Source organism: Roseivivax isoporae LMG 25204, assembly GCF_000521865.1.
Lineage (GTDB): Bacteria > Pseudomonadota > Alphaproteobacteria > Rhodobacterales > Rhodobacteraceae > Roseivivax > Roseivivax isoporae.
On record NZ_JAME01000029.1, the window covers coordinates 42,977 to 66,431 of the forward strand.

The following is a 23,455-nucleotide window of genomic DNA, read 5'->3' on the forward strand; positions in this document are numbered from 1 at the left end:
GCGGCCGGAACGCGGCCACAGCACCGCGGGGAGAGACAATCAGGACGCCCGTCGCGATCCCGTCGCCCGGAGCGGACAAGGGGAGGACATCATGAAGATCACGCGCAGAACCCTGGTGGGCGCGGCGCTGGCGCTCGGGCTCGGGTCCGGGGCAGCATCGGCGCAGGAGGTCACCCTGCGGATGCACCAGTTCCTGCCGCTGCAGGCGAACGTGCCGACGCACGTGCTCGAGGTGTGGAAGCAGCGGGTGGAGGAGCAGTCCGAGGGCCGCATCGCCGTCCAGCACTTTCCCTCGATGCAGCTGGGCGGCACGCCGCCGCAGCTCGTCGACCAGGTGATCGACGGGGTGGCCGACGTCATCTGGACCGTCGCGGGCTACACGCCCGGCCGCTTCCCGCGCGCCGAGGTCTTCGAGCTGCCGTTCACCGTGAGCGACGCTGAACCCGCGAGCCGCGCCTACTGGACGCTCGCCGAGGAGACGATGTTCGACGCGGACTTCAAGGATTTCAAGGTGCTCGCGGTCTGGGTGCACGGGCCCGGCGTCATCCATTCGAAGGAGCCGATCGTCGAGGTGGCGGACCTCAACGGCGTGAAGCTGCGCGCGCCCACGCGCACCACCAACATGATGTTCGAACGCCTCGGCGCGACGCCCGTGGGCATGCCGGTCCCGGCGATCCCGGAATCGCTGTCCAAGGGCGTGGTCGACGGCGCGGTCATCCCGTGGGAGGTGACGAGCGCGCTGCGCATCCCCGAGCTCGTGCAGAACCACACCGAGTTCGGGCCCGAGATGCTCTACACAACCTCGTTCATCTTCGCGATGAACCGGGCCAAGTACGACTCGCTGCCCGACGACCTGAAAAAGGTCATCGACGACAATTCCGGCATCGAGTTCTCGGCCTTCGCGGGAAAGACGATGCAGTCCTACGACACCCCGGCGCGCGATGCCGCGGTCGAGGCGGGCAACAACATCATCACGCTCGACGAGGCGCAGGTCGCCGCGTGGAAGGAGGCGGCCGCCCCCACCATCGACGCCTGGATCGAGGAGATGGACGGCCGTGACCTGGACGGCACCGGGCTCTACGACCGCGCGGTGTCGCTGATCGAGGAATACAGCGCCGAGTGACGCTGTCCGGCCGGCGCGGGATCCGACCCCGCGCCGGCCTTTTTCGTGCGCGCAGAGGGGAGGCGGCATGGCTGGTCTGGCAGAACGGGTCGCCCGGGTCATGGCGATCCTGGGCGGCGTGGTGCTGACCGCGCTGGTGGCGCTGACCTGCCTCAGCGTGCTCGGGCGCGGGCTCAACACGCTCGGGCATTCCGACGTCCTGACCACCATCGCGCCGGGCCTCGCCTCGGCGCTGATCGGTACCGGCGTCGGCCCGATCACCGGCGATTTCGAGCTGGTGGAGGCGGGCGTCGCCTTCGCGATCTTCGCCTTCCTGCCCATCTGCCAGCTCTATTCCGCGCATGCGACGGTGGACGTCTTCACCGGGATGATGCCCGCGCGGCTCAACCGCGGCATCGTCGCCTTCTGGGACGTGGTGCTGGCCGCGGTGCTTGTGCTGATCGCCTGGCGGCTCTGGTTCGGGATGACGGACAAGCTGCGCTACGGCGAGACCACGTTCCTGTTGCAGTTCCCGGTCTGGTGGGCCTACGCGGTGAGCCTCGTCGGCGCGGTCGTGGCGGCGCTCGTGGGTCTCTGGTGCGCATGGGCGCGCATCGCGGGCATCCTCACCGGCCGGCGGATCATGCCCGACGAACGGGAGGCCGACCATTGAGCGGTCTCGAGCTCGGGTTCTGGTCCTTTCCCGTCCTGCTCCTGATGATCTTTCTCAGGGCGCCGATCGGGCTTGCCATGATGCTGTGCGGGATCGGCGGGCTGTGGCTCGCCATCGGCTCGCCCGCGATGTTCATGTCCAAGCTCAAGTCCGAGACCTACACCACGTTTTCCAGCTACTCGCTGACCATCATCCCGATGTTCCTGCTGATGGGGCAGTTCGCGACGCTGTCGGGCATGTCGCAATCGCTGTTCAAGGCCGCGGAAAGCTGGCTCGGGCACCGCAAGGGCGGCGTCGCCATGGCCGCGGTGGGCGCCTGCGCGGGCTTCGGGGCGATCTGCGGCTCCTCGCTCGCCACCGCGGCCACGATGGGCCGGGTCGCCCTGCCCGAGATGCGGCGCTACGGCTATTCCGGCGGGTTCTCGACCGCGACGCTCGCCGCGGGCGGAACGCTCGGCATCCTGATCCCGCCTTCGGTCATCCTCGTGATCTACGCGATCCTGACCGAGCAGAACATCGCCAAGCTGTTCCTCGCGGCGTTCGTGCCGGGGGTGCTGGCGGCGCTCGGCTACATCATCGCGATCTCGATCTACGTCCGGGTCAACCCGGGCAGCGCGGGCACGCGGCCGCCGGTGCCCCATGCCGAGCGCTGGCGGGCGCTGATCGACGTCTGGCCGGTGCTCATCGTCTTCTTCCTCGTGGTGGGCGGCATCTACCTCGGTTGGTTCACCCCGACCGAGGGCGCGGCGGTCGGCGCCGCCGGCACCGGGATCGCGGCGCTCCTGTCGGGGAACCTGACCTGGCGGGTGTTCAAGGAAAGCATCGTCGCCACCGCGACCGCCACCGCGATGATCTTCTTCATCGTGCTTGGCGCGGCGTTCTACAACTCGTTCCTCGCCCTCAGCCAAGTCCCGCAGGAGCTGTCGGCCTGGGTCGTGGGACAGGGCTTCGCGCCGATGACGGTGCTGGTGATGATCCTCGCCTTCTACCTCGTCTTCGGCTGCCTGATGGACAGCCTCTCGATGATCCTGCTGACCATCCCGATCTTCTTTCCGGTGATCTCGGTGCTCGATTTCGGGATGCCGGCGGACCAGATGGCGATCTGGTTCGGCATCCTCGTGCTGATCGTGGTCGAGGTCGGGCTGATCACGCCGCCCGTCGGCATGAACCTTTTCATCATCAACGCCATGGACCGCCAGACCCCGATGGCCGAGACGTACCGCGCGGTCCTGTGGTTCGTCGGCTCGGACATCGTGCGGGTCGCGATTCTCGTCGCCTTCCCCGCGATCACCCTCTTTCTGATCCGGTAAAGCCGCTTTTGCGGGATCGGCATGCAGGCTTCTGCCGGGGGCAGTTGTCCGCACCGTCCGGTCCGGCATAAATTCCAGCCGGAAAGGAGCGTCCGCATGCAGGTGAACGGCGCAATGGCCCTCGTGTCGGGGGGCGGCAGCGGCCTTGGCGCGGCGACGGCGCGGCAATTCGCGCGGCTGGGCGCCCGCGTCGCCGTGCTCGACCGCAACGCGGAGGCGGCGCAGGCCGTGGCCGACGAGATCGAGGGCGTCGCGCTTCCTGTCGACGTCACCGACGCGGCCGCCGTGGGCACCGCCGTCGACGGCGCCGTCGACGCGCTGGGCGGCCCGCTGCGGATAGCCGTCAACTGCGCGGGCATCGCGCCCGCGGCGCGCGTGATCGGCCGCGAGGGCGCCCTGGCGACCGACCTCTTCCGTCAGGTGGTCGAGGTGAACCTGATCGGCAGCTACAACGTCATGAGCCACGCGGTGCGCCACATGGCGGTGGCCGAGGCGCTGGAGGACGGCGAGCGCGGGATCGTGGTCAACACCGCCTCCATCGCGTGGGAGGACGGGCAGGTGGGGCAGAGCGCCTATGCCGCGTCGAAGGGCGGCATCGCCGCGCTGAGCCTGCCGGCGGCGCGCGACCTCGCCCGGCACGGCGTGCGCGTCGTGGCGATCGCGCCCGGCCTCTTCCACACGCCGATGATGGAGGGGCTGCCCCGCGAAACCTCGGAAGCCATCGTGGCCAACATCCCCTTTCCACAGCGGCTGGGCGATCCGGCCGACTTTGCGCGCCTTGTCGTGCACGCCGTCGAGAACATTTACCTCAATGGCACGACGATCCGCCTCGATGCCGCGGTGCGGCTGCCCCAGAGATGAGGCGGATGCAGGGCTGGTGGCGCGGGTCTGGGCGCCGGCACCCACGGCCACGGGCCCGCGACGCAGCATGAGTGACATGGACAATATCAGTCAAAGCATCGGCGGCCCGCCTGACGGGGCCGAGGCCACCGGCACGGTGCTGGACGAGTTCGTGAGCTACGGCCTGCGTCGGGCATCGAACGCGGTGCAGTCGGACCTCGCACGCGCGCTGCGCGACATCGACCTCCGGCTCGTCACCATGTCCGTCCTCGTCGTGATCGCCGAGAATCCGGGCCTGCGACAGTCGCAGCTGTCGGACATCCTGTCGATCGAGCGGCCGAACCTCGTGTCGATCCTCGACGAGCTGGAGAGCCGCAGCCTGATGTCGCGCACCCGCGTTCCGACCGACCGGCGGGCCTACGCGCTCAGCGTGACGGAGGAGGGCCAGGCCTTGGCCGACCGGGCGCTCGAGGTCACCCGCGAACACGAGGAACGCGTGTTCGGCGGCCTCGACGCGGCCACGCGGCGCCTGCTGCGCACGGCGATCCTGCAGGTGCGCTTCGCCGCCGGGGGCTAGTCCGGGTCGACGCGGCCGCGCAGCGCCTTGACCGCCCCGCGCGCCTTCTTGGTCTCGATGCGGCGCCGCTTCTGCCCGAGCGAGGGCTTCGTCGGGATGCGCGGCTTGGGGCGCTCGAGCGCCTGCGCGACGAGCCGGGCCAGCCGGTCGCGCGCGATCTCGCGGTTGCGCGCCTGGCTGCGGGTCTCGTCCACCTGGATCACCAGCGCGCCGTCCTTGGTCCAGCGCCGCCCGGCGAGCCGGCGGAGCCGCGCCTTGACCGGTGGCGGGAGGTTCGGCGAGCGGTCCGCCTCGAACCGCAGTTCGACGGCGCTCGACACCTTGTTGACGTTCTGGCCTCCGGGGCCCGAGGCGCGGATGAACTGCTCGGTCATCTCCCAGTCCTCGAGGGCGATCCGATCGCTGATCCTGAGCATGGCTGTCGTCCTGTCCGGTCTTCTGCACGTGCGTGCCGTCAACGTAAAAGGGCCGCCCGGAGCATGGGCGACCCTTCGAGAACTAGGAGGCGGGGGTCGGTTAGACACTCGCCAATGCGGACCATCTTCCGCCAGGGGCTGCCCTAGGCGGCGATCCTCCGCACTGTTCCGATCCCTCTCTCCAATGCTTCTCTCGACACTGGATCACCTCCTTTCTGATGTTGAAACCGTAAGGGCAAGGTGGCATGTCGCGCCGATTTGTCCAAACAAAATCCTATGCCTGCGCGCGGGAGCGTGATCTCTGCCCGGAACATGTGCACGATCGCCATGTTTGCGTGGCATGGAACGCACACTCATCGTGACGGGCGCCGCCCATGTCCACCTTCCCGATCACCTGCGCGTGGCGCGCGAGGCCGGCTGGCGCATCGCCGGCGTGTGCGACCGCGATCCCGCGCGCGCCGAGGCCTGCGCCGCCGCGCTGTCGGTCCCCGTCGTGGAGGGCCCGGGCGCGGTCGAGGCGCGGGCTGCCCTCGTCTGTTCCGAGACGGTGCATCACGTCGAGGATTGCCTCGCCGCCTTCGACGCGGGGCTCGACGTCTTCTGCGAGAAGCCGCTCGGCGGCAGCGCGGATGCCGCGCGGCGCATCGCCGACGCCGCCGAAGCGCAGGGCAGGCTCCTGCAGACCGGGTACTTCATGCGCACCATCGCCCCGCTGCGCGAGCTGCGCGCGCGGATCGCGGGCGGCGCGATCGGCCGGGTGACGGCGGCGCGGCTGCGCTTCTCGCATGACGGCGGATATGCCGACTGGCTCGATCTCGACTGCTGGATGACCGATCCGGGCCTCGCCTGCTACGGCGGTTTCGTGGACGAGGCGGTGCACGGGATCGACGCCCTGCGCTGGATGCTCGGGCCGGTGGCGCGGGGCCACGCGGTGACCGGCAACGTGCTCGGCTGGCCGGTCGACGACCACGGCGCGGCGATCCTGACATTCGAGAGCGGCGCGACCGCGGTGGTCGAGGCCGGATGGACCGACACGCGCATGCGGCTCGAGCTGGACCTGATCGGTGCAGCGGGCGGCGCCGACCTGCGCGACGGCGTGGCGCGGCTCTGGACCCGCGACGGGGTGCCCGAGGAACTGCCGGACCGCGCCGTGCTCGACGCGGGCGACGGGATCCGGCCTTTCCTGCGCCGGCTCGACGGCGAGGAGGCGCCGGGGCTCGTTCCGCCGCACGAGGCGGCGGAGGTCAATGCCCTGATCGACGCGATGGGCCTCGCGCGGGCCTAGGCCGCGAGCGTGCGCCCCGACAGGCGCGCCACGATCATCCGGAAGGGGACAAGCGCGAGGATCGCCAGCGACAGCTTGACCAGCCAGTCCGCGATGCCGAGCGACACCCAGAGCGGCACGACCGGGCCGATGCCGAGGAGCGGCAGCGCCTCGTTCGCCCAGGACACGTCGTTCGCGGGCTCGATCACGCTGAGGGCGCCCGAGAACGCCACGGTGAAGAAGATCGCGGTGTCGAGCGTCGATCCCACGAGCGTCGAGGCGAGCGGGGCACGCCACCAGCGTCCGCCGCGCAACCGGTCGAAGATCGCCACGTCCGTCAGCTGCGCCGCGAGGAACGCCGCGCCCGAGGCGATGGCGATGCGGACCGTGACGAGGGGGCCGAACTCGCCCTGGATCTGCGTGCCGACGAGCGAGCAGATCACGCCCACGACGAAGCCCGCGACCACCACGCGCCGGGCGGGACCGGGGCCGTAGACGCGGTTCATCACGTCGGTGACGAGAAAGGCCAGGGGATAGGTGAAGGCGCCCCAGGTCAGCCACTGGCCGAAAAGGAACTGCACGAGGATGTTCGAGGCGACGACGACGGCCGCCATGGCAAGGATGCCGGGAAGATGCGCGCGGGTCATGGATCTGTCTTTCCCGTTTTGAGCAAGGTTGCGGGGACTTGGTCCCGGCCAGCCCGGGACAGCGCGCGCCATAAACGCTCCGTCCGCGTCGGGCAAGGTCAATCGGGGACGCGGTACTCGACGAACTCGGTCTGCTGGAAGAACTGCATGTTGTCGTCGGACAGCATGGTCAACCGGATCGTGCCGCCGGCATCGCGCCACACCGACAGCCCCTCGAGGTTGTCGTGGCGGCGCGTCGCGGTCTCGAGCAGCGTCGTGCCGTTGCGGAACCCGGTGCGGTCATGGTCGAAGCGGCGCACGCGGGTGCGGAAGCCGATGCCGGTGAACGCGCGCTCCAGCAGGTAGAACCGCCCGTCCGGGCCGAAATCCGCGCCCACGACGAGGAAGCCGCCGCTGCGGGGCAGCTCGCCCGCCTGCCGCCAGGCGCCGCCGGCGAAACGCCAGACCGGGAACGGACGGTTCTGCGCGCCCGAGCGTTCGGGAATGGCGTAGAGCAGGCCGTTCGCGTCCGCGGCCAGAGCCTCGAGCCCCGAATTGGCCTGCAGACGGGCAAAGGAGCGCGGCCGGTCGAGCGGGTGCGTCCGCCCGGACGGATCGAGCGCGGCGACCCGGTGCCGGCCCTCGAAGGACACGTAGAGCTGCCCGCGCGGGGTTCGCGCGAGCCCCTCCGCGTCGTGGGACTTCGCGTCCAGCGGTGCGCCCTGCGGACCCCGGAGCGGCAGGATGTCGCCCCGTGCCACCGACACGATGCGCCCCTCCTCCCGCCGGAAGGTCCCCTGCACGACGCGGCCCCGGTCGCCGATCGCGACGAAGCTCGCCCCGTCGGGCGAGACCTCGAGCCCGGAGAAGCCTCCGAAGGCCGGGTGGTCTGAGGTCCAGCGGAAACTGCCGACGAACGCCGCCTGGCCGGGATGCCCGGCCGGGGACGAAAGCGCGAGAATCGCCGCCAGCCCCGCGCCTAGCGCGAGGCCAGGACGCCGGAGCATTGCGCGGGCAGGTCAGCGAGGGTCAGGTCGGGCCGCGGCGGCGGCGGCACGTAGGTCGGATCGGGCGGCGGCGGGTTCAGGATGTTGTTCACCCATTGCTGCGCTTCGGCGCAGCCGTCGCCCGGGGGCGGGGCCTCCTGCTCGACGCAGCTGGTCGCGCCCGCCGGGCAGCCCAGCCGGACGTGGAAATGGTAGTGGTGCCCGCCGATGGGACGCACCTTGCGCAGCCACGACCGGTCGCCGGTCTCGTCGTTGCACATCTGCACCTTGGCGCCGGGGAAGATGAAGATGCGCGCGACGCGCGGATCCTGCGCCGCGGCCTTGATGGTCTCGTGCTGCGCGCGGCTCCAGAGGTTGTTCACGTAGGCGCCGCTGGCACGGCGGAAGGACACCGCAGAGAGATTCTCGCGCTCGGTCGTCGAGAGGTTCAGCCGGTCGGCCTGCATCAGCCAGATGTCGGCGTCGAGGCCGACTTGGTGGCTTGCATGCCCGGTCAGCATCGGCCCGCCCTTGGGCTGGGCCAGGTCGCCGATGTAGAGGCCCGCACCGCCCGGCTGCCGCGCCGCGACCCGGCTCAGGTCCTGCAGGAAGTCGATCAGGATCGGCTGGCCCCAGTTGCGGTTGCGCGAGAGCCGCATCGCCTGCCAGGTGGGACCGGTCTCGGCCAGCTGCACGTTGCCGGCCGCGCAGCCCTTGGAATAGAAGCCGATCGGTTCGGCGCGGTGCGTGGACCCGGTCTGTTCGGACCCGAAGAGCTGCTTGGCGCTGCGGGTGGACAGGACCGCCGAGGTGGCGACGGGCGCGGCGCGCGGGCCGCTCGCCGCCGCCTGCAGGTTCGCGGAACGGTTGTCGCCGCCGCAGGCGGCGAGCGCCAGCGTCAGCGCGGCGAGGATTGGGATTCGGACCATACTGCTCGATCTCCGTCGGGTTTGACCCAAAGTAGCAGACCGAGCCCGACCGCGAAAAGGAGAATGAGGGGAGAAACGCCCATCTGCTGCGATCCGGTCACCCAGGTGACGATCCCGATGAGCGTGGGGGCGAGGAACGAGGTGGCCTTTCCCGCGAGCGCGTAGAGGCCGAACGCCTCGGTCATGCGGTCGGGGCGGGCCTGCCGGACCATCATGGTGCGCGACGCCGATTGCAGCGCCCCGCCCGCCGCGCCGATCAGCGCGCCGATCGCGTAGAAGGCGATGTCGGGCAGGGCCGAGCCCTCGGGCAGCGGCACGAGGAAGAGGCTCTGCCGGCTGACCAGCACGGTCGAGACGGCGGCGAGGGTCAGCAGCAGGATGCAGGCGACGATCACCGGCTTCGGGCCGAAGCGGCTGTCGGCCCGCCCGCCGAGCCAGGAGAAGACCGCGCCCGACACGATGGCGAGGATGCCGAAGATGCCGGTGTCGACCACGCTCCATTCAAGCACGCCCGCCGCGTAGATGCCGCCGAAGGCGTACATGCCGTTCAGGGCGTCGCGGTAGAACATGGACGACCCGAGATAGGCGAAGAGCGACGGGGTCTCGGGCAGACGCGCGAGCGTGCGGCGCAACTCGCCGAGCGCCTTCCGGACCGCGCCCTTCGGCGCGGGCTTGGCCCGCGGGTCGCGCACCCAGAGGAAGAAGGGCACCATGAACACCACGTACCAGAGCGCGGTCAGCGGCCCGACGAACCGCGTGCCCTCGCGTGTCTCGGGGTCGAGCCCGAAGGCCGGCGCGAGGCCCACGAAGGTCGTGCCGGTCGTTCCGCTCTCCGCGAAGAAGAGCAGCATGAGCACGAGCGCGACGAAGCCGCCGGCATAGCCGAACGCCCAGCCGTTGCCCGAGATGCGCCCGATCTCCTCGCGCGGGCCGAGATCGGGCAGCATGGCATTGGTGAAGATGGTCGCGAACTCCATCCCCACGAGGCCCATGGCAAAGAAGAAGAGCGTGGCGAAGAGGTCGAAATCGCCGGGCCGCGCATGCCACAGCATGGCGGACCCGATCACGTAGAGGACCGAGAAGCCCCAGATCCACCGGAGCCGGTTGCCGCCGGTATCCGCGAGCGCGCCCAGCACCGGGGCGAGCACCGCGATCACGATGCCCGCGACGGCGATGCCCGCGGCCCAGGCGGTCTGCGCCGCGCTCCCGTCGTCGAGCAGTTCCTTGACGTAGGGGGCAAAGATGAAGGTGATGAGGAGCGTGTTGTAGGGCTGGCTGGCCCAGTCGAAGAAAAACCAGCCCCAGATCCGCTTTCGCGTTGAACCGCCCATGCCATCCGTCCCGATATCCCCGCGGCGGATCAAAGCGCGGCCTCCGCGCCGCCGCAAGGCCCGCGGCAGGGGTGCGGCGATTTCGCGGGCGCGCTGGCGCCCGCGGGCAACGGCGCCGTCAGTCCCGCATGGGCGGCCAGGGGCGCTCCGCATCCGCCGCGACCCAGGCGGCGATCCAGTCCGGCATGGGCGGCGAGACCGCGTCGAGACCCAGGGCCGCCACCACCTCGGCGGGGGACACGATGCCCTTCGGTCCCGTCACGGCCGAACGCAGCATGGCATGGCTCGCGCACTCGGCCGAGGTCTTCCACATGCTCTGTTCCATGTAGAAGAACCGCGCGTCCCAGCAGACGAGCCGCGAGCGCATCTCGATCCGGTCGAAGGCGCGCACGCGGCGCCGATAGCGCACCGTCGACCCCGCGACGGTGATGCCCCATCCGTTCGCGCGCAGCACTGGGATCAGGCCCGACCGGCCGGCCATGGGGATGCGGCCGAGATCGTAGAGCGTGAGCGTCCGGCCGTTGTTGAGCTCCATCCACGGATCGAGGTCCCAGGGCCAGCAGATGTGGTGCGACACGTGATCCTCGCCCACCGCGAGCGGCGGGGCGTTGCGGTGGACGAGCATTTCCTTGGCGAACCGGACGATCGGGTACATGCGGCATCTCCTTTGCGGCATCGCTCGCGCCCGGCCGCCGCTGCGTCAACCCGCGACCTTGCGGCACTCTTGCCCTCGGCCCGCCACGGTCTTACGTCTTGGGCGCCCGGGCCGGCGGGCGAGACAGGCCAAGGATTTCCGCACCCATGCAATCGCTCTTCCAGATCCTGATGCTGATCCTCGACGTGGTGTGGTTCTTCATCATCGCGCACGTCATCATGTCGTGGCTCATCAACTTCCAGGTGCTGAACCTGCGCCAGCCGCTGGTCGCCCAGATCTGGGACGGATTGAACCGGCTGCTCGAGCCGCTGTACCGGCCGCTGCGGCGGATCCTGCCGCCCATGGGCGGGCTCGACCTCGCGCCGCTGGTGGCGCTGATCGCGATCTACGCGCTGCGCATCATCCTCGCCAACAACGCGGGCTACTTCTACGGCTACTGACGCGCGGGGCGCCGCACATGGCGTCGCAGGCGGCCGCTCGGGGCTTGTTCACCGAATCCTGACGTGAGAACGTGAGGATCAGAGCAGTCCAGAACGATAGCCGCAGGTTCCGCCACATGCCCCGCGACATGGCCGATGCCCCCGCGCTCCTGCGCGACGTGTTCGGATTCGACGATTTCCGTCCCGGCCAGGGCGAGATCGTCGAGGCCGTCGCGAGCGGCGAGAACGTGCTCGCCATCATGCCGACGGGCGGGGGGAAGTCGCTCTGCTTCCAGCTGCCCGCGCTGATGCTGCCGGGCCTCACGGTCGTCATCTCGCCGCTCATCGCGCTGATGCGCGACCAGGTCCGCGGCCTGCGCGAGGCGGGCGTCGCGGCCGGTGCGCTGACCTCGGCCAACACGCCGGACGAGACCGACGCGGTGCTCGACGGCATCCGCGACGGCACGCTCCGGCTGCTCTACCTTGCGCCGGAACGGCTCGCCTCGGGGGGCACCCAGCGGATGCTGGCAGAGGCGGGCGTGTCGCTCGTCGCGGTGGACGAGGCGCACTGCGTCAGCCAGTGGGGCCACGACTTCCGCCCCGACTACCTCCGCATCGGCGTGCTGCGGCGTGCCCTCGGCGTGCCGCTCGCCGCCTTCACCGCCACCGCGGACGCCGAGACGCGGGACGAGATCGTCGCGCGGCTCTTCGACGGGGCCGCGCCGCGCACCTTCCTGCGGGGCTTCGACCGGCCGAACATCCACCTCGCCTTCCAGCCCAAGGACAGTCCGCGCAAGCAGATCCTCGCCTTCGCCGCGGCGCGCCGCGGGCAGTCGGGCATCGTCTATTGCGGCACCCGCGCCAAGACAGAGAGCCTTGCCGCGGCGCTGGCCGCCGAGGGCCACAGCGCCTGCGCCTATCACGGCGGCATGGAGGCCGAGGCGCGCCGGGCGGTCGAGGAACGCTTTGCCACCGAGGACGGTCTGATCGTGGTCGCCACCGTCGCCTTCGGCATGGGCGTCGACAAGCCGGACATCCGCTGGGTCGCCCATGCGGACCTGCCGAAATCCATCGAGGCCTATTACCAGGAGATCGGGCGCGCGGGGCGCGACGGCGGACCGGCCGAGACGCTGACCCTGTTCGGGGCCGACGACATCCGCCTGCGCCGCGCGCAGATCGACGAGGGGGCCGCGCCGCCCGAACGCCGCGACGCCGATCACGGCCGGCTGAACGCGCTCCTCGGGCTTGCCGAGGCGGTGGAATGCCGGCGCCGCGCGCTCCTGTCCTATTTCGGCGAGACGGGGCCGGAGGCGGGCTGCGGACATTGCGACCTCTGCGACACGCCGCCCGAGACCTTCGACGGCACCGAGGCGGTGCGCAAGGCGCTGTCGGCGGCGCTGCGCACGGGCGAGAGCTTCGGCGCAGGGCACCTCGTGGACATCCTGACCGGGACCGTGACGGACAAGGTCAGCCAGCGCGGACACGACACGCTGCCGACCTTCGGGGTCGGGCGCGACCTGAGCCGCAGCCAGTGGCAGGCGGTGTTCCGGCAGATGATGGGGCGCGACCTGATCCGGCCCGACCCCGAACGGCACGGCGCGCTCTGGATGACCGAGGCGGCGCGCCCGATCCTGCGGGGCGAGGCGACGATCCGCCTGCGGCGCGACACGATCGACGTGGCGCGCGCGTCGCGGCCGGCGGTTCGCACGCTCGTCTCGGACGAGGACGCGCCGCTCCTGTCGGCGCTCAAGGCCAAGCGCCGCGCCCTGGCCGAGGCCGCGCGCGTGCCGGCCTACGTGATCTTTCCCGACCGCACGCTGATCGAGATGGCCGAGGCGCGGCCGGCGAGCCTCGACGACATGGCGCGCATCTCGGGCGTCGGCGCGAAGAAGCTCGAACGCTACGGCGCGGCCTTCCTCGAGGTGATCGGCGGCGAGCCGGCCGCACCCGCTCACCCGGCGCGGCGCAAGCTCGCGGGCGGCGGGGCAGGCGCGCTCTACGACCAGCTCCTCGCCGCGCAGGCCGAGCTTGCCCGCGGCGAGGACGGCACGGAAAAGCCGCTGTCGTGCTCGGCGTCGCAGCTCGCACGGGTGGCCGAGCTGCGTCCCTCGGACAGCGACGCGCTGACGCGGCTTCTGGGCGAGCGGCGGGCCGAACGGTTCGGCCCGGCCTTCCTCGCGATCCTGTCGGCCGCCTGACCGCCCGACCCGGCCTTTCCGGCGCCGTCGATCCGGACTAGATCGGGCGCGACACCGACCGGAACGGACCTGCCATGCTGACCGTGATTTCGCCCGCCAAGCGGCTCGACTGGAGCCCGCGTGACGTGACCATGACCGACCCGGCCTTCGAGGCCGATGCGCAGAAGCTCGCGCGCACCATGCGCAACCTGACGCTGGGCGACCTGGCAAGGCTCATGGACCTCTCCGAGGACCTCGCGCGGCTGAACCGCGACCGGTTCCGCGCCTTCTCGGACGCGCCCGATGCCGACGCGCTGCGGCCGGCGGCGCTGGCCTTCGCCGGCGACACCTACCAGGGGCTCGAGGCGACCTCGCTCGACGCGGACGAACTCGACTGGGCGCAGGCGCGGCTGCGGATCCTGTCGGGGCTCTACGGGCTCCTCCGGCCGCTCGACGCGATCCAGCCCTACCGGCTCGAGATGGGGTCGCGGCTGCGGACGCGGCGGGGCGACACGCTCTATGCCTACTGGCGCGAGACGCTGGCGCAGGCACTGAACGAGACCGCGGCGGAGATCGGCACCGACACGCTCGTGAACTGCGCGAGCCAGGAATATTTCGGCGCCGTCCCGGCCCGGGCGCTGAAGCTGCGCGTGATCACGCCGCACTTCCTCGAGGACAAGGGCGGCACGCCCAAGGTCGTCAGCTTCTACGCCAAGCGGGCGCGCGGCGCGATGGCGCGGTTCATCGTGACGCACCGGCTGACCGACCCGGAGGCGCTGCGCGATTTCGACACCGGCGGCTATGCCTACCGCGCGGACCTGTCGGAACCCGACGCCCCGGTCTTCGTCCGCGCGGCCGCCTGAGCGTTCAGGCGTCCACAGGCGGCGCCGTGCAGTAGCGGTCGAGCACGGCGAGCAGCGCGTCCTTGCGCAGCGGTTTCGTCAGGTAGCCGTCGAGCCCCGCGGCGAGGATCGCGTCGCGGTCGCCCTCGAGCGCGTGCGCGGTCACCGCGATGATCGGCACCGGCGGTCGGCCATGCTCGAGCGCGCGGATCCGGCGCGTCGCCTCCTTGCCATCCATCTGCGGCATCGAGATGTCCATGAAGACGAGGTCGGGCCGGCGGGTGCGGAACGCCTCCACCGCCTCGATGCCGTTCGCGGCGAAGCGCAGGTCGAGCCGCCGGCCCGCCACCATCTTGCGGAAGACAAGCTGGTTCGTGCGGTTGTCCTCGGCCACCAGGATGTCGGGCACGGCGGGGCCGCCCGCATCCTCGACCGCGACCGGACCGGGGGCCGCGGGGGGCATGGTACCGGGGGGCATGGACCGGTCGAGGACGCGCGCCAGCGCCGAGAGCAGCGCGCGCCGCGGCGCGGGCAGGGTGACGGTGCCGCCGAGTGCGCCATCCCCCGGCACCGTCACCGGTGGGTCGAGAAGCGACGCGAGTAGGAGCGCGGGCGGGCGGCCGGGTCCCGCCTGCAGCCGCCGGGCAAGCGCCGCCCCGGCGACCTCGCCGACCTGCCGCGCGACGAGAAGGAGGTCGGGATCGCCCGATCCTGCGGCGGCGAGCGCCGCCTCGGCATCCGCGCAGGCGGTCACCGGGATGCCGAGCGCGCCGAGCTGCCGCGCGACGATCTCTCGCGCGGGCGCCGAGGGGTCCACCAGCAGGGCATGGCGCACCCGCGGCAGGGACGGGCGCGCGGGTTCGGCCTCGGCCTCGGCGGGCAGGTCGAGCGTGACGCCGAAGCAGGACCCCCGGCCCACGTCCGACCGCACCCAGATCTCGCCGCCCATGAGCGCGATCAGCCGGCGCGTGATGGCTAGGCCGAGCCCCGTGCCCTCGAACTGCCGGTTGCGGTCGTCCTCCACCTGGTTGAACTCCCCGAACACGTGCTCGATGCGGTCCGCGGGAATGCCGATGCCCGTGTCCTCGACCGAGAGCGACAGGCGCAGCGTCCCGCGCCCCTGCGGACGGCCGGTCACCCGCGCGAGGACGTGCCCCCGCGGCGTGAACTTCACCGCGTTCCCGAGGAGGTTCGTCAGCACCTGGCGGATCCGCGCCGCGTCGCCCACGAACCGCGCGGGCAGGTCCATGTCGTAGTCGAGCAGCATGGCGAGCCCCTTGGCCCGCGCCGCGGGCTGCAGCAGCACGAAGACGTCGAGCAGCACCGCCTCGAGGTCGAAGCCCTCGGCACGCAGGACCATGCGCTCCGCCTCGATCTTGGAATAGTCGAGCACGTCGTTGATGAGCGCCAGCAGCGCCTCGCCCGAATTGCGGATGGTCTCGGCAAAGAGCCGCTGCTCGTCGCTGAGGGCGGTCTCCATCAGCAGCTCGGCCATGCCGACGACGCCGTTCATGGGAGTGCGGATCTCGTGGCTCATGTTGGCGAGAAAGGCGGACTTGGCGCGGTTCGCGGCCTCGGCGCGTTCGGTCGCGCGTTCGAGGTCGCGCTGCACGCGCTTCAGGTCGGTGATGTCGACCCTGAGCCCGACCCGGCCGCCGTCCGACGTCTGCTTCTCGAAGACGCGCAGCCAGCGGCCGTCGCCCAGTTCCTGTTCCAGCACGGTCTGGGGATTGCGCCGCTGGGCGAGGCGCTGCTCGAGCCATTCCTCCTCGTGGCCGGCGGCATCGGCATATTGCCCGTGGGCGAGCCCGTGGCGCAGGATGTCCTCGAAGGGGGTGCCGGGCGTCATCGCGGGCGCGCTCGCGGCATAGAGCGCGCGGTAGCGCGCGTTGCAGGTCACGAGCCGGTCCTCGGCGTCATACAGCACGAAGCCGTCGGGCAGCTCCTGCACCGCCGACCACATCCGCATGAGGTCGGTCATGTCGACGACAAGGCTGACGACGCCGCCGCCCGGGGTGCGGCGGTTGATCATCTTCACGAACTGGCCGGTCCAGAGCCTTATCGTGACCGGGCGCAGCGCCTCGGCCTCCCATCCCGCATGCATCATCGCGGTCCACTCGGCGGGCGGCATGCCCTGCAGGTCGGCGATTCCCTCCTCGACCATGAGCGCAACGAGGTGGCTGTAATGCGCGCCGATCCCGGCGCTCGACACGTTGTCGAAGACCGACAGGTAGGCGCGGTTCGCGAGCTCGAGCAGGCCCTGCGCGCTCCAGAGCGCGAAGCCGTCGCGGATCGATCCGAGCGCCTGCCAGAGCTGCCCCTCGACCACGGCGATCTTCTCGTGTGCGGCGCCGAGCTTGGACAGGACGCGCATGTTCTCGTCCTCGACGGTGGCGACGCGGGCGCGGGTCTCGGTGATCTGGTCGCTCAGTTCGCGCGCATGCAGGCCGAGCTTGCGGTTCGCCTCGGTCAGTTCGCGGCGCTTCTGCTCGAGCAGGCGTTCGGCGGCCAGCCGTGCGCGCCGTTCCTCCGCCAGAGCCTGGGCAAGCGTCATCCGCGTCGATCCTCCGCACGACAGGACAGGTTTTCCGCCGCGTCGGTGAAGAATGGCTTAAGGCGCGGGAATCGTTGCGCGCCGCGGCCGCCGCGTGGCACGCTGCGGGTCTGAACCGGGTCAAAGGGAGGCCCCGCATGCGCCGGTACCTGTCAGTCGCGCTCGTGGCGCTCGGCCTCGTCGCGGGAGGCCATGCCGGTCCGGCCGGTGCGCAGGACGCGCCGCTCCTGCCCGAGCGCCGCAGCGTCGTGACGGGGGACGTGGACTTCTACGGCTCGGACCTGCAGCCCCTCTACGACACCACGCTCGAGGCCTGCGAGCGGCAGTGCCTGAACGACGCGTCCTGCGGTGCCTTCACCTACAACACCCGCGCGCAAGCCTGCTTTCCGAAGACCGGCGTGCGCGACCGCCAGCCTTTCGCGGGCGCCGTCTCGGGCGAGATCCGCGCGACCTCCCCGCAGGCGCAGGCGCAGGCGCGGGACAGGGCGGCCACGCTCGAGTTCCTGCAGCCCGAGGATTTCGAGGCGGCGCGCGCCGAGGCCGCGGCCCTCGGGCTGCGCCACCGCGCCGGCGACTGGACGCCCGAGGCGCTGCTGGCCGCCGCGGCCGAGCGGCGGCAGGCGGGTGACCTTCAGGGCGCGATCCGCTGGACCGGCGCGGCACTTGCGCAGCGGGACGCCTCGGCGCTCTGGCGCGCCTATGGCCGCCTGCTGGCCGACGCCGCCCGGACGGATGGCAGCGGCGAGGCCGAGCGGCTGCGCGCGGGCGCGCTGTCTGCGGCGGTCAACGCGGTCCTGCGCGCCGGTCCCGACGACGAGGCCGCCGTGGCGCTGGTGGACCTTGCGACCGCGCTCGAGGCGACCGGCCGCGGCAGGCAGTCGGTGCGGGCCTTGCGGCTGGCGCAGGATCTCGCTCCCTCCGAGGACATCGCCGGGCGGCTCGAGGCGGCGATCGCGCGCCACGGCTTCCGCGTGACCGACACCCGGGTCGAGAGCGACCGCGCCGAGCCGCGCATCTGCGCCGAGTTCTCGGACCCCCTCGTCCGCGCCGGCACCGATTACACGCCCTATGTCCAGCTGCCCGATGCACGGCTCGTGGTGCAGCCGGAGGACACGGCGCTCTGCGTCGCGGGGGTGCGCCACGGCGCGCGCTACACCGTCACCTTCCGCTCGGGCCTGCCCGCCGCGGACGGCGAGACCCTGGCCCGCGACGTGCCGGTCACGCTCTATGTCCGCGACCGCGCCCCGACGGTGCGGTTCCCCGGCCGGGCCTACGTGCTGCCGCCGGCGCCCGGCGCGGGCCTGCCGGTGGAGACGGTGAATGCCGGAACGCTCGACCTCGCGCTCGTTCGGGTCGACGACCGCAACCTCCTGCGCGCCATGCAGGACGGCTATTTCGGCGTGCCGCTGTCGCAATGGGGCCTCGACCGCTTCTCGGGCGAGGTGGGCGAGACGGTCTGGACCGGCACGGCCGAGGTGCCCGCGCCGCTCAATGCCGACCAGCTGACGCGCCTGCCGATGGACGCGGCGCTGGCAGGCCAGGCGCCCGGGCTGTTCGCGCTGACCGCATCTGTGCCTGACGCGCCCGACGCGGCTCTCGCCACGCAATGGTTCCTCGTCTCCGATCTGGGTCTCACGGCGTTCTCGGGCAGCGACGGACTGTCGGTCGTGGTGCGCGGCATCTCGGATGCGGGCCCCCGCGCCGGCGTGCCGGTGTCGCTCCTGTCGCGCGCGAACCGCGTGCTCGCGCGCGCGGAGACCGACGCCGACGGCATCGCGTCCTTCGACGCGGGCCTCCTGCGCGGGACGGACGGCGCGGCACCGGCGCTGGTGCTCGCGGGCGACGGCGAAACCGACCTGGCCTTCCTGTCGCTGACCGACCCGGCCTTCGACCTGTCGGACCGCGGCGTCGCGGGCCGCGAACCGGCCGGGCCGGTCGACGCCTTCCTTGCCACCGATCGCGGCGTCTACCGCGCGGGCGACCGGATCCACGTGACGGCACTCCTGCGCGACGCGCGTGCGCGCGCGCTCGACGGGCTGCCCGCCACGCTGGTCCTGAGCCGTCCCGACGGGGTCGAGCACCTGCGCCGCGTGTCCTCGGACGCGCGCGCGGGCGGGCACGTCTTTGACCTCGCGCTCGGGCGCGGGGTGCCGCGCGGGACGTGGCGCGTCGCGCTGCACGTGGACACCGAGGCGCCGCCGCTCGCCACCGCCACCGTGCTCGTCGAGGATTTCGTGCCGGAGCGCATCGATTTCGACCTCGCGCTGCCCGAGGGGCCCATCGACCCGGCCGCCCCGCCGTCGCTCGGGATCGCCGCGCGCTACCTCTTCGGCGCGCCGGGCGCGGACCTGCCGGTCGAGGGCGCGGTGACGCTCGGCCCGCTCGACAGGCTCGAGGCGCTGCCGCGCTGGCGGTTCGGGCGGCACGACGCGGTCCCCGACGCGGTCAGCCGGTCGCTGCCCGCCGACCTGCGCACCGGCGCGGACGGCACGCTGTCGCTGCCCCTGCCGGTGCCCGCGCCCGAGATCGCCGGCCGGCCCTATCGCGCCGAGGCCTCGGTGCGCCTGTCCGAGGGGTCGGGCCGCCCGGTCGAGCGCCGCATCACCCGCCCGCTCCTGCCCGAGGGCCCGATGATCGGCATCAGGCCCGACTTCGACGGCCGCGTGGCCGAGGGGACGGAAGCCGTCTTCGACCTGCAGGCCTTCGCCGGGGCCGCGCCCGAGCCCATGCGCGTGCGCTGGACCCTCAACCGGGTCGAGACGCGCTACCAGTGGTACGAGCTCTACGGCACCTGGAACTGGGAACCCGTCACCCTGCGCAGCGCCGTCGCCTCGGGCGAGGCGATGCTGGGAGACGACCCGCAGCGGGTGGCGGTGCCGGTCGACTGGGGCAGCCACGAGCTGGTGGTGGAACGGCTCGACGGGCCCTACGTGGCAAGCTCGGTCGGCTTCGACGCGGGCTGGGCGGTGACGGCCGAGGCCGATCCCTCGCCCGACCTGCTCGAACTGGCGCTCGACCGCGCGGCCTACGCGCCCGGCGACACCGCGACGCTCAGGATCGTGCCGCGCGCGCCCGGCACCGCGCTTGTCAGCGTCCTGTCGGACCGCGTGATCTCGATGCAGGCGGTGGCGGTGCCCGAGGGCGAGACGCGCCTGCCGCTGACCGTGACCGAGGAGTGGGGCGCGGGTGCCTACGTGACCGTGCAGATGATCCGCCCGCGCGACGCGGCGGCGGATCGCGCCCCGGTTCGGGCGCTGGGTCTCGCGCACGCGGCGGTCGATCCCGGCGAAGGCCGGCTTTCGGTGCGCATCGACGCGGCCGAGACGGCGGACCCGCGGGCACCGCTGCCGCTGACGGTCGCCGTCGACGGGGCGGAGGATGATACCTGGGTGACGCTGGCGGCGGTTGACGCGGGCATCCTGAACCTGACGGGCTTCACCCCGCCCGATCCCGCCGCGCATTATTTCGGCCAGCGCCGGCTGGGGGTCGAGCTGCGCGACGTATACGGCAGGCTCATCGACGGGCAGAGCGGGGCCGCCGGCACCGTGCGGACGGGCGGCGACGGCGGCGCGTCCCTGTCGATGGACGGCACGCCCCCGACCGAGGCGGTGGTCGCCATGTTCGAGGGACCGGTGCAGGTCGACGCCTCGGGCGTCGCGCGGGCGCGCTTCGACGTTCCGGATTTCAACGGCACGGTGCGGCTGATGGCGGTCGCCTGGTCGCCCCGCGGCGTCGGTGCGGCCCATCGCGATGTCGTGGTGCGCGACCCGGTGGTGGTCACCGCCGCGCTGCCGCGCTTCCTCGCGCCCGGGGACACGGCGCGCCTGCTTCTCGAGTTCGCGCATGCCTCGGGACCGTCGGGCGAGATGGCGCTGTCGGTCACGGGACCGGGCGTCGGTGCCGTGCCGGCCTCGGTCGACGTGCCGGAGGGCGGACACGCGCGCGTGGAGGTGCCGCTGTCCGGGCCGGCGGTGGGCGACCACGCCATCGCGGTGGCGCTGACGCTGCCCGACGGCGGCCGGCTGACCCGGTCGCTGACGCTGCCGGTGCGGCGCAACGACCCCGCCATCGCCGAGACCCGGCGCCTGACGCTCGGGCCCGGCGAGGTGCTGACGCTCGACGACGCGCTCTTCGCGGGCTTTGCCCCGGACAGCGCCGAGGCGCTGGTGTCGGCGGGCCCGCTCGCGCGGTTCGACGTGCCGGGCCTGCTCGCCGCGCTCGACGCCTATCCCTACGGCTGCACCGAACAGGTGACGAGTCGCGCGCTGCCGCTCCTGTCGCTCGCGCCGGTGGCGCGCACGCTCGGGCTCGGCGACGACGCGGCGATCCGTGCCTCGATCGACGCGGCCATCGGGCAGGTGCTGGCGCGACAGGCCCCGAACGGCGCCTTCGGGCTCTGGTCGGCCGAGGCGGGCGACGGCTGGCTCGACGCCTACGTGACCGACTTCCTGTCGCGGGCGCGGGCGGCGGGGCATCCGGTGCCCGACCGCGCCCTTGATGCGGCGCTCGACAATCTCGCGAACCGGATCGCCTACGCGCCGGATTTCGACCGGGGCGGCGACGACGTGGCCTACGCGCTCTTCGTGCTGGCGCGCGAGGGGCGCGCGGCGATGGGGGACCTGCGCTACTACGCCGACGTCAAGGTCGGGGCCTTCGAGGCCCCTATGGCGTTGGCGCAGCTCGGCGCGGCGCTGGCGCAGTACGGCGACCAGGCCCGTGCCGACGCGCTGTTCCGGCAGGCCGCCGATCGCGTGCGCGTGGCAGCGCCAGACCGGGGCCTGCGCCCGGATTTCGGAAGCCCCCTGCGCGACGCCGCGGGTCTCGTGACGCTTGCCTCGGAGGCGCGGTCCGAGGCGGTCGACCGCGACGCGCTCGCCGCCCGCATCGCGGCGGCGGAGGGCCGGCTCTCGACGCAGGAACAGGCGTGGGCGCTTCTCGCCGCGCAGGCGCTGACCGGCACCGGCGGCGCGGCGTCGGACCTGCTGGTGGACGGGGTGCCGGCCGAGGGGCCGTTCCTGCGCCGCTACGCGGGCACCGTGCCGCCCGAACGGCTGACGCCCGCGGGCGCGGCGCCGGTGACGCTGACCATCACCACGCTCGGCGTGCCAGACGTGGCGCCGCCGGCGGGCGGCGCCGGCTACGTGATCGAGCGGGGCTACTACACGCTCACCGGCGATCCGTTCGACGTCCATGCCGGGCCGGTGCCGCAGGGCACGCGGCTCGTTGCCGTGCTGACCGTCAGGCCCGCCTCGGACGGCGCGGCGCGGCTGATGATCGACGACCCGCTGCCCGCGGGGTTCGAGATCGACAATCCCGCGCTCCTGCGTGCCGGCGACATCTCGGCGCTCGACTGGATCGACAGCGCCGAGGCGCGGCACGCCGAGTTCCGCTCCGACCGGTTTCTGGCCGCGATCGACCGGCAGGGCGCAGAGCCGCTGCGCGTGGCCTACGTCCTGCGCGCGGTGACGCCCGGCGAGTTCCATCATCCGGCGGCGAGCGTCGAGGACATGTACCGCCCCGAGGACCGCGCCCGCACCGCGACCGCCCGCGTGCGCGTGTCGCCATGACCGGGCGCACCGTCGGCACCATGCGCTGGCGCGCGCTCGACCGGGAGGGGCGCGACCGCTGCCGGCTCGTCCAGAACGACGCGGGCTGGATGCTGGTGGGGCATGCGCGGTTCCGCGAGCGCGAGGGCGCGAGCAGCATCGACTACGTGATCCGCTGCGACCCGGACTGGCAGACGCTGGTCGCGGACCTGTCGGGCAGCTGGCGCGACACGCCGCTCGCGCTGCACGTGGCGCGCGAGGGCACGTCGTGGCGGGTGAACGACCGGCTGCAGCCCGAGGCGGAGGGGGCGACCGACATCGACCTGGGCTTCAGCCCCGCGACGAACCTCATGCCGATCCGGCGCCTGCCCGAGATCGGCGGCATCGACGCCTGCGCCGCCTGGCTGCGCGATCCGGGCGCGGGCCTGTCGCGGCTCGACCAGCGCTACACCCGCGGGCGCGGCAACGTGGTGCACTACCGTGCCGAGCAGACCGGCTACGAGACCGACCTCAAGGTGGCCGAGACCGGCTTCGTCGCGCTCTATCCGGGCCTCTGGGAGGCCGAGCGTGCCCTCTGACAGGCGGCGGGGGCGGTGGGCCCTGCTGCTCGCGCTTGGTCTCTGGACGCTCGCGCTGGGGCGCGACGCGGCCGATCGCTGGATCGACGCGACCGTGCTGCCGCCCCTCGTGCCCGAAACCTCGACCGAGGTGCGCGCCCGCGACGGAACGCTCCTGCGCGCCTATACCGTCGAGGACGGGCGCTGGCGCATGGCGGTGTCGCGGGACGCCGTCGACCCGCTGTTCCTGCGGATGCTCATGGCCTACGAGGACCGCCGCTTCGACCGCCATGCGGGGGTCGATGTGCGGTCGGTGCTGCGGGCGGGCTGGCAGGCGCTGCGCCACGGCCGCGTGGTCTCGGGCGCCTCGACGCTCTCGATGCAGGCGGCGCGGCTGCTCGAGGACAGCGGAACGGGACGGGTCGCGTCGAAGCTGCGGCAGGTCCGGGTGGCGCTGGCGCTCGAGCGGCGGCTCGGCAAGGCGCAGGTCCTGTCGATCTACCTGCATCGCGCGCCCTATGGCGGCAACATCGAGGGAGTGCGCGCGGCCGCGCTGGCCTGGTTCGGCAAGGAGCCGCGGCGCCTGACGCCGGCCGAGGCCGCGCTTCTCGTGGCGCTGCCGCAGGCGCCGGCGGCGCGCCGGCCCGACCG

The 23,455-nt window shown here is 72.4% G+C and carries 19 protein-coding genes; 12 read left to right on the top strand and 7 right to left on the bottom strand.

The genetic code is table 11. The features are described from left to right. The first annotated feature begins 91 nt into the window (after positions 1-91). The 5 genes from RISW2_RS16990 to RISW2_RS17010 all read left to right on the top strand — a co-directional run bounded on the left by RISW2_RS16990 (position 92) and on the right by RISW2_RS17010 (position 4,502). Complete coding sequence (locus RISW2_RS16990) at positions 92-1,123, top strand: TRAP transporter substrate-binding protein (protein WP_043773431.1); 1,032 nt, start codon at positions 92-94, stop codon at positions 1,121-1,123. Positions 1,124-1,190: 67 nt separating this feature from the next. After that, a complete protein-coding gene (locus RISW2_RS16995; protein WP_043773432.1) occupies positions 1,191-1,775 on the top strand; it encodes a TRAP transporter small permease in 585 nt (194 codons plus the stop codon). After that, positions 1,772-3,085 carry a TRAP transporter large permease gene (locus RISW2_RS17000; protein WP_043773433.1) on the top strand — a complete coding sequence of 438 codons (1,314 nt, stop codon included), beginning with the start codon at positions 1,772-1,774 and terminating at the stop codon, positions 3,083-3,085. Before RISW2_RS16995 ends, RISW2_RS17000 begins: the two co-directional genes overlap by 4 nt. Before the next feature lie 96 nt (positions 3,086-3,181). After that, positions 3,182-3,946 (top strand): SDR family NAD(P)-dependent oxidoreductase, encoded by a 765-nt coding sequence (locus RISW2_RS17005; protein ID WP_043773434.1) that lies wholly within the window; start codon positions 3,182-3,184, stop codon positions 3,944-3,946. A 76-nt stretch (positions 3,947-4,022) separates the two neighbouring features. Next, positions 4,023-4,502, top strand: coding sequence for a MarR family winged helix-turn-helix transcriptional regulator (locus tag RISW2_RS17010; protein ID WP_051492116.1), 480 nt, complete (start codon positions 4,023-4,025; stop codon positions 4,500-4,502). Here the strand turns inward: RISW2_RS17010 and arfB are convergent. After that, positions 4,499-4,918, bottom strand: a complete 420-nt coding sequence (gene arfB / locus RISW2_RS17015) for an alternative ribosome rescue aminoacyl-tRNA hydrolase ArfB (protein ID WP_043773436.1) — start codon at positions 4,916-4,918, stop codon at positions 4,499-4,501. The two genes, RISW2_RS17010 and arfB, sit on opposite strands and share 4 nt — an antisense overlap. A 340-nt stretch (positions 4,919-5,258) precedes the next feature. Between arfB and RISW2_RS23605 the strand changes: the two genes are divergently transcribed. Further along, complete coding sequence (locus tag RISW2_RS23605; RefSeq protein WP_051492117.1) at positions 5,259-6,203, top strand: Gfo/Idh/MocA family protein; 945 nt, start codon at positions 5,259-5,261, stop codon at positions 6,201-6,203. Here RISW2_RS23605 and RISW2_RS17025 read toward each other — a convergent pair. The 5 genes from RISW2_RS17025 to RISW2_RS17045 form a co-directional block, all read right to left on the bottom strand. Then, the gene (locus tag RISW2_RS17025) at positions 6,200-6,829 is read right to left on the bottom strand and encodes a queuosine precursor transporter (protein WP_043773437.1); all 630 of its coding nucleotides are present in this window, start codon (positions 6,827-6,829) and stop codon (positions 6,200-6,202) included. The two genes, RISW2_RS23605 and RISW2_RS17025, sit on opposite strands and share 4 nt — an antisense overlap. Positions 6,830-6,927: 98 nt before the next feature. Further along, positions 6,928-7,815, bottom strand: coding sequence for an esterase-like activity of phytase family protein (locus RISW2_RS17030; RefSeq protein ID WP_043773438.1), 888 nt, complete (start codon positions 7,813-7,815; stop codon positions 6,928-6,930). Beyond that, positions 7,788-8,723 carry a penicillin-insensitive murein endopeptidase gene (gene mepA / locus RISW2_RS17035; protein WP_043773440.1) on the bottom strand — a complete coding sequence of 312 codons (936 nt, stop codon included), beginning with the start codon at positions 8,721-8,723 and terminating at the stop codon, positions 7,788-7,790. Before mepA ends, RISW2_RS17030 begins: the two co-directional genes overlap by 28 nt. Further along, a complete protein-coding gene (locus tag RISW2_RS17040; RefSeq protein ID WP_043773441.1) occupies positions 8,693-10,054 on the bottom strand; it encodes an MFS transporter in 1,362 nt (453 codons plus the stop codon). The genes mepA and RISW2_RS17040 overlap by 31 nt, the downstream gene beginning before the upstream one ends. Before the next feature lie 118 nt (positions 10,055-10,172). Beyond that, positions 10,173-10,709 carry an acyl-CoA thioesterase gene (locus RISW2_RS17045; protein WP_043773444.1) on the bottom strand — a complete coding sequence of 179 codons (537 nt, stop codon included), beginning with the start codon at positions 10,707-10,709 and terminating at the stop codon, positions 10,173-10,175. Between the two features lie 146 nt (positions 10,710-10,855). Between RISW2_RS17045 and RISW2_RS17050 the strand changes: the two genes are divergently transcribed. From RISW2_RS17050 to yaaA, 3 genes are all read left to right on the top strand, one after another. Next, positions 10,856-11,149 (top strand): YggT family protein, encoded by a 294-nt coding sequence (locus RISW2_RS17050; RefSeq protein ID WP_043773445.1) that lies wholly within the window; start codon positions 10,856-10,858, stop codon positions 11,147-11,149. A 116-nt stretch (positions 11,150-11,265) separates the two neighbouring features. Then, positions 11,266-13,326: a DNA helicase RecQ gene (gene recQ / locus RISW2_RS17055; RefSeq protein WP_043773446.1), complete on the top strand. Its 2,061-nt coding sequence runs from the start codon at positions 11,266-11,268 to the stop codon at positions 13,324-13,326. A gap of 74 nt (positions 13,327-13,400) precedes the next feature. Continuing rightward, a complete protein-coding gene (gene yaaA / locus RISW2_RS17060; RefSeq protein WP_043773447.1) occupies positions 13,401-14,168 on the top strand; it encodes a peroxide stress protein YaaA in 768 nt (255 codons plus the stop codon). A 4-nt stretch (positions 14,169-14,172) separates the two neighbouring features. Here the strand turns inward: yaaA and RISW2_RS17065 are convergent, their stop codons facing one another. After that, complete coding sequence (locus tag RISW2_RS17065) at positions 14,173-16,701, bottom strand: PAS-domain containing protein (protein WP_043773448.1); 2,529 nt, start codon at positions 16,699-16,701, stop codon at positions 14,173-14,175. A 137-nt stretch (positions 16,702-16,838) separates the two neighbouring features. Between RISW2_RS17065 and RISW2_RS17070 the strand changes: the two genes are divergently transcribed. The 3 genes from RISW2_RS17070 to RISW2_RS17080 all read left to right on the top strand — a co-directional run. Continuing rightward, positions 16,839-22,268 carry an alpha-2-macroglobulin family protein gene (locus RISW2_RS17070; protein ID WP_043773450.1) on the top strand — a complete coding sequence of 1,810 codons (5,430 nt, stop codon included), beginning with the start codon at positions 16,839-16,841 and terminating at the stop codon, positions 22,266-22,268. Then, complete coding sequence (locus RISW2_RS17075; protein ID WP_043773451.1) at positions 22,265-22,825, top strand: putative glycolipid-binding domain-containing protein; 561 nt, start codon at positions 22,265-22,267, stop codon at positions 22,823-22,825. The genes RISW2_RS17070 and RISW2_RS17075 overlap by 4 nt, the downstream gene beginning before the upstream one ends. Further along, on the top strand, positions 22,815-23,455 hold a 641-nt coding region (locus tag RISW2_RS17080), incomplete at its 3' end, for a transglycosylase domain-containing protein (protein ID WP_043773453.1). The genes RISW2_RS17075 and RISW2_RS17080, both read left to right, overlap by 11 nt.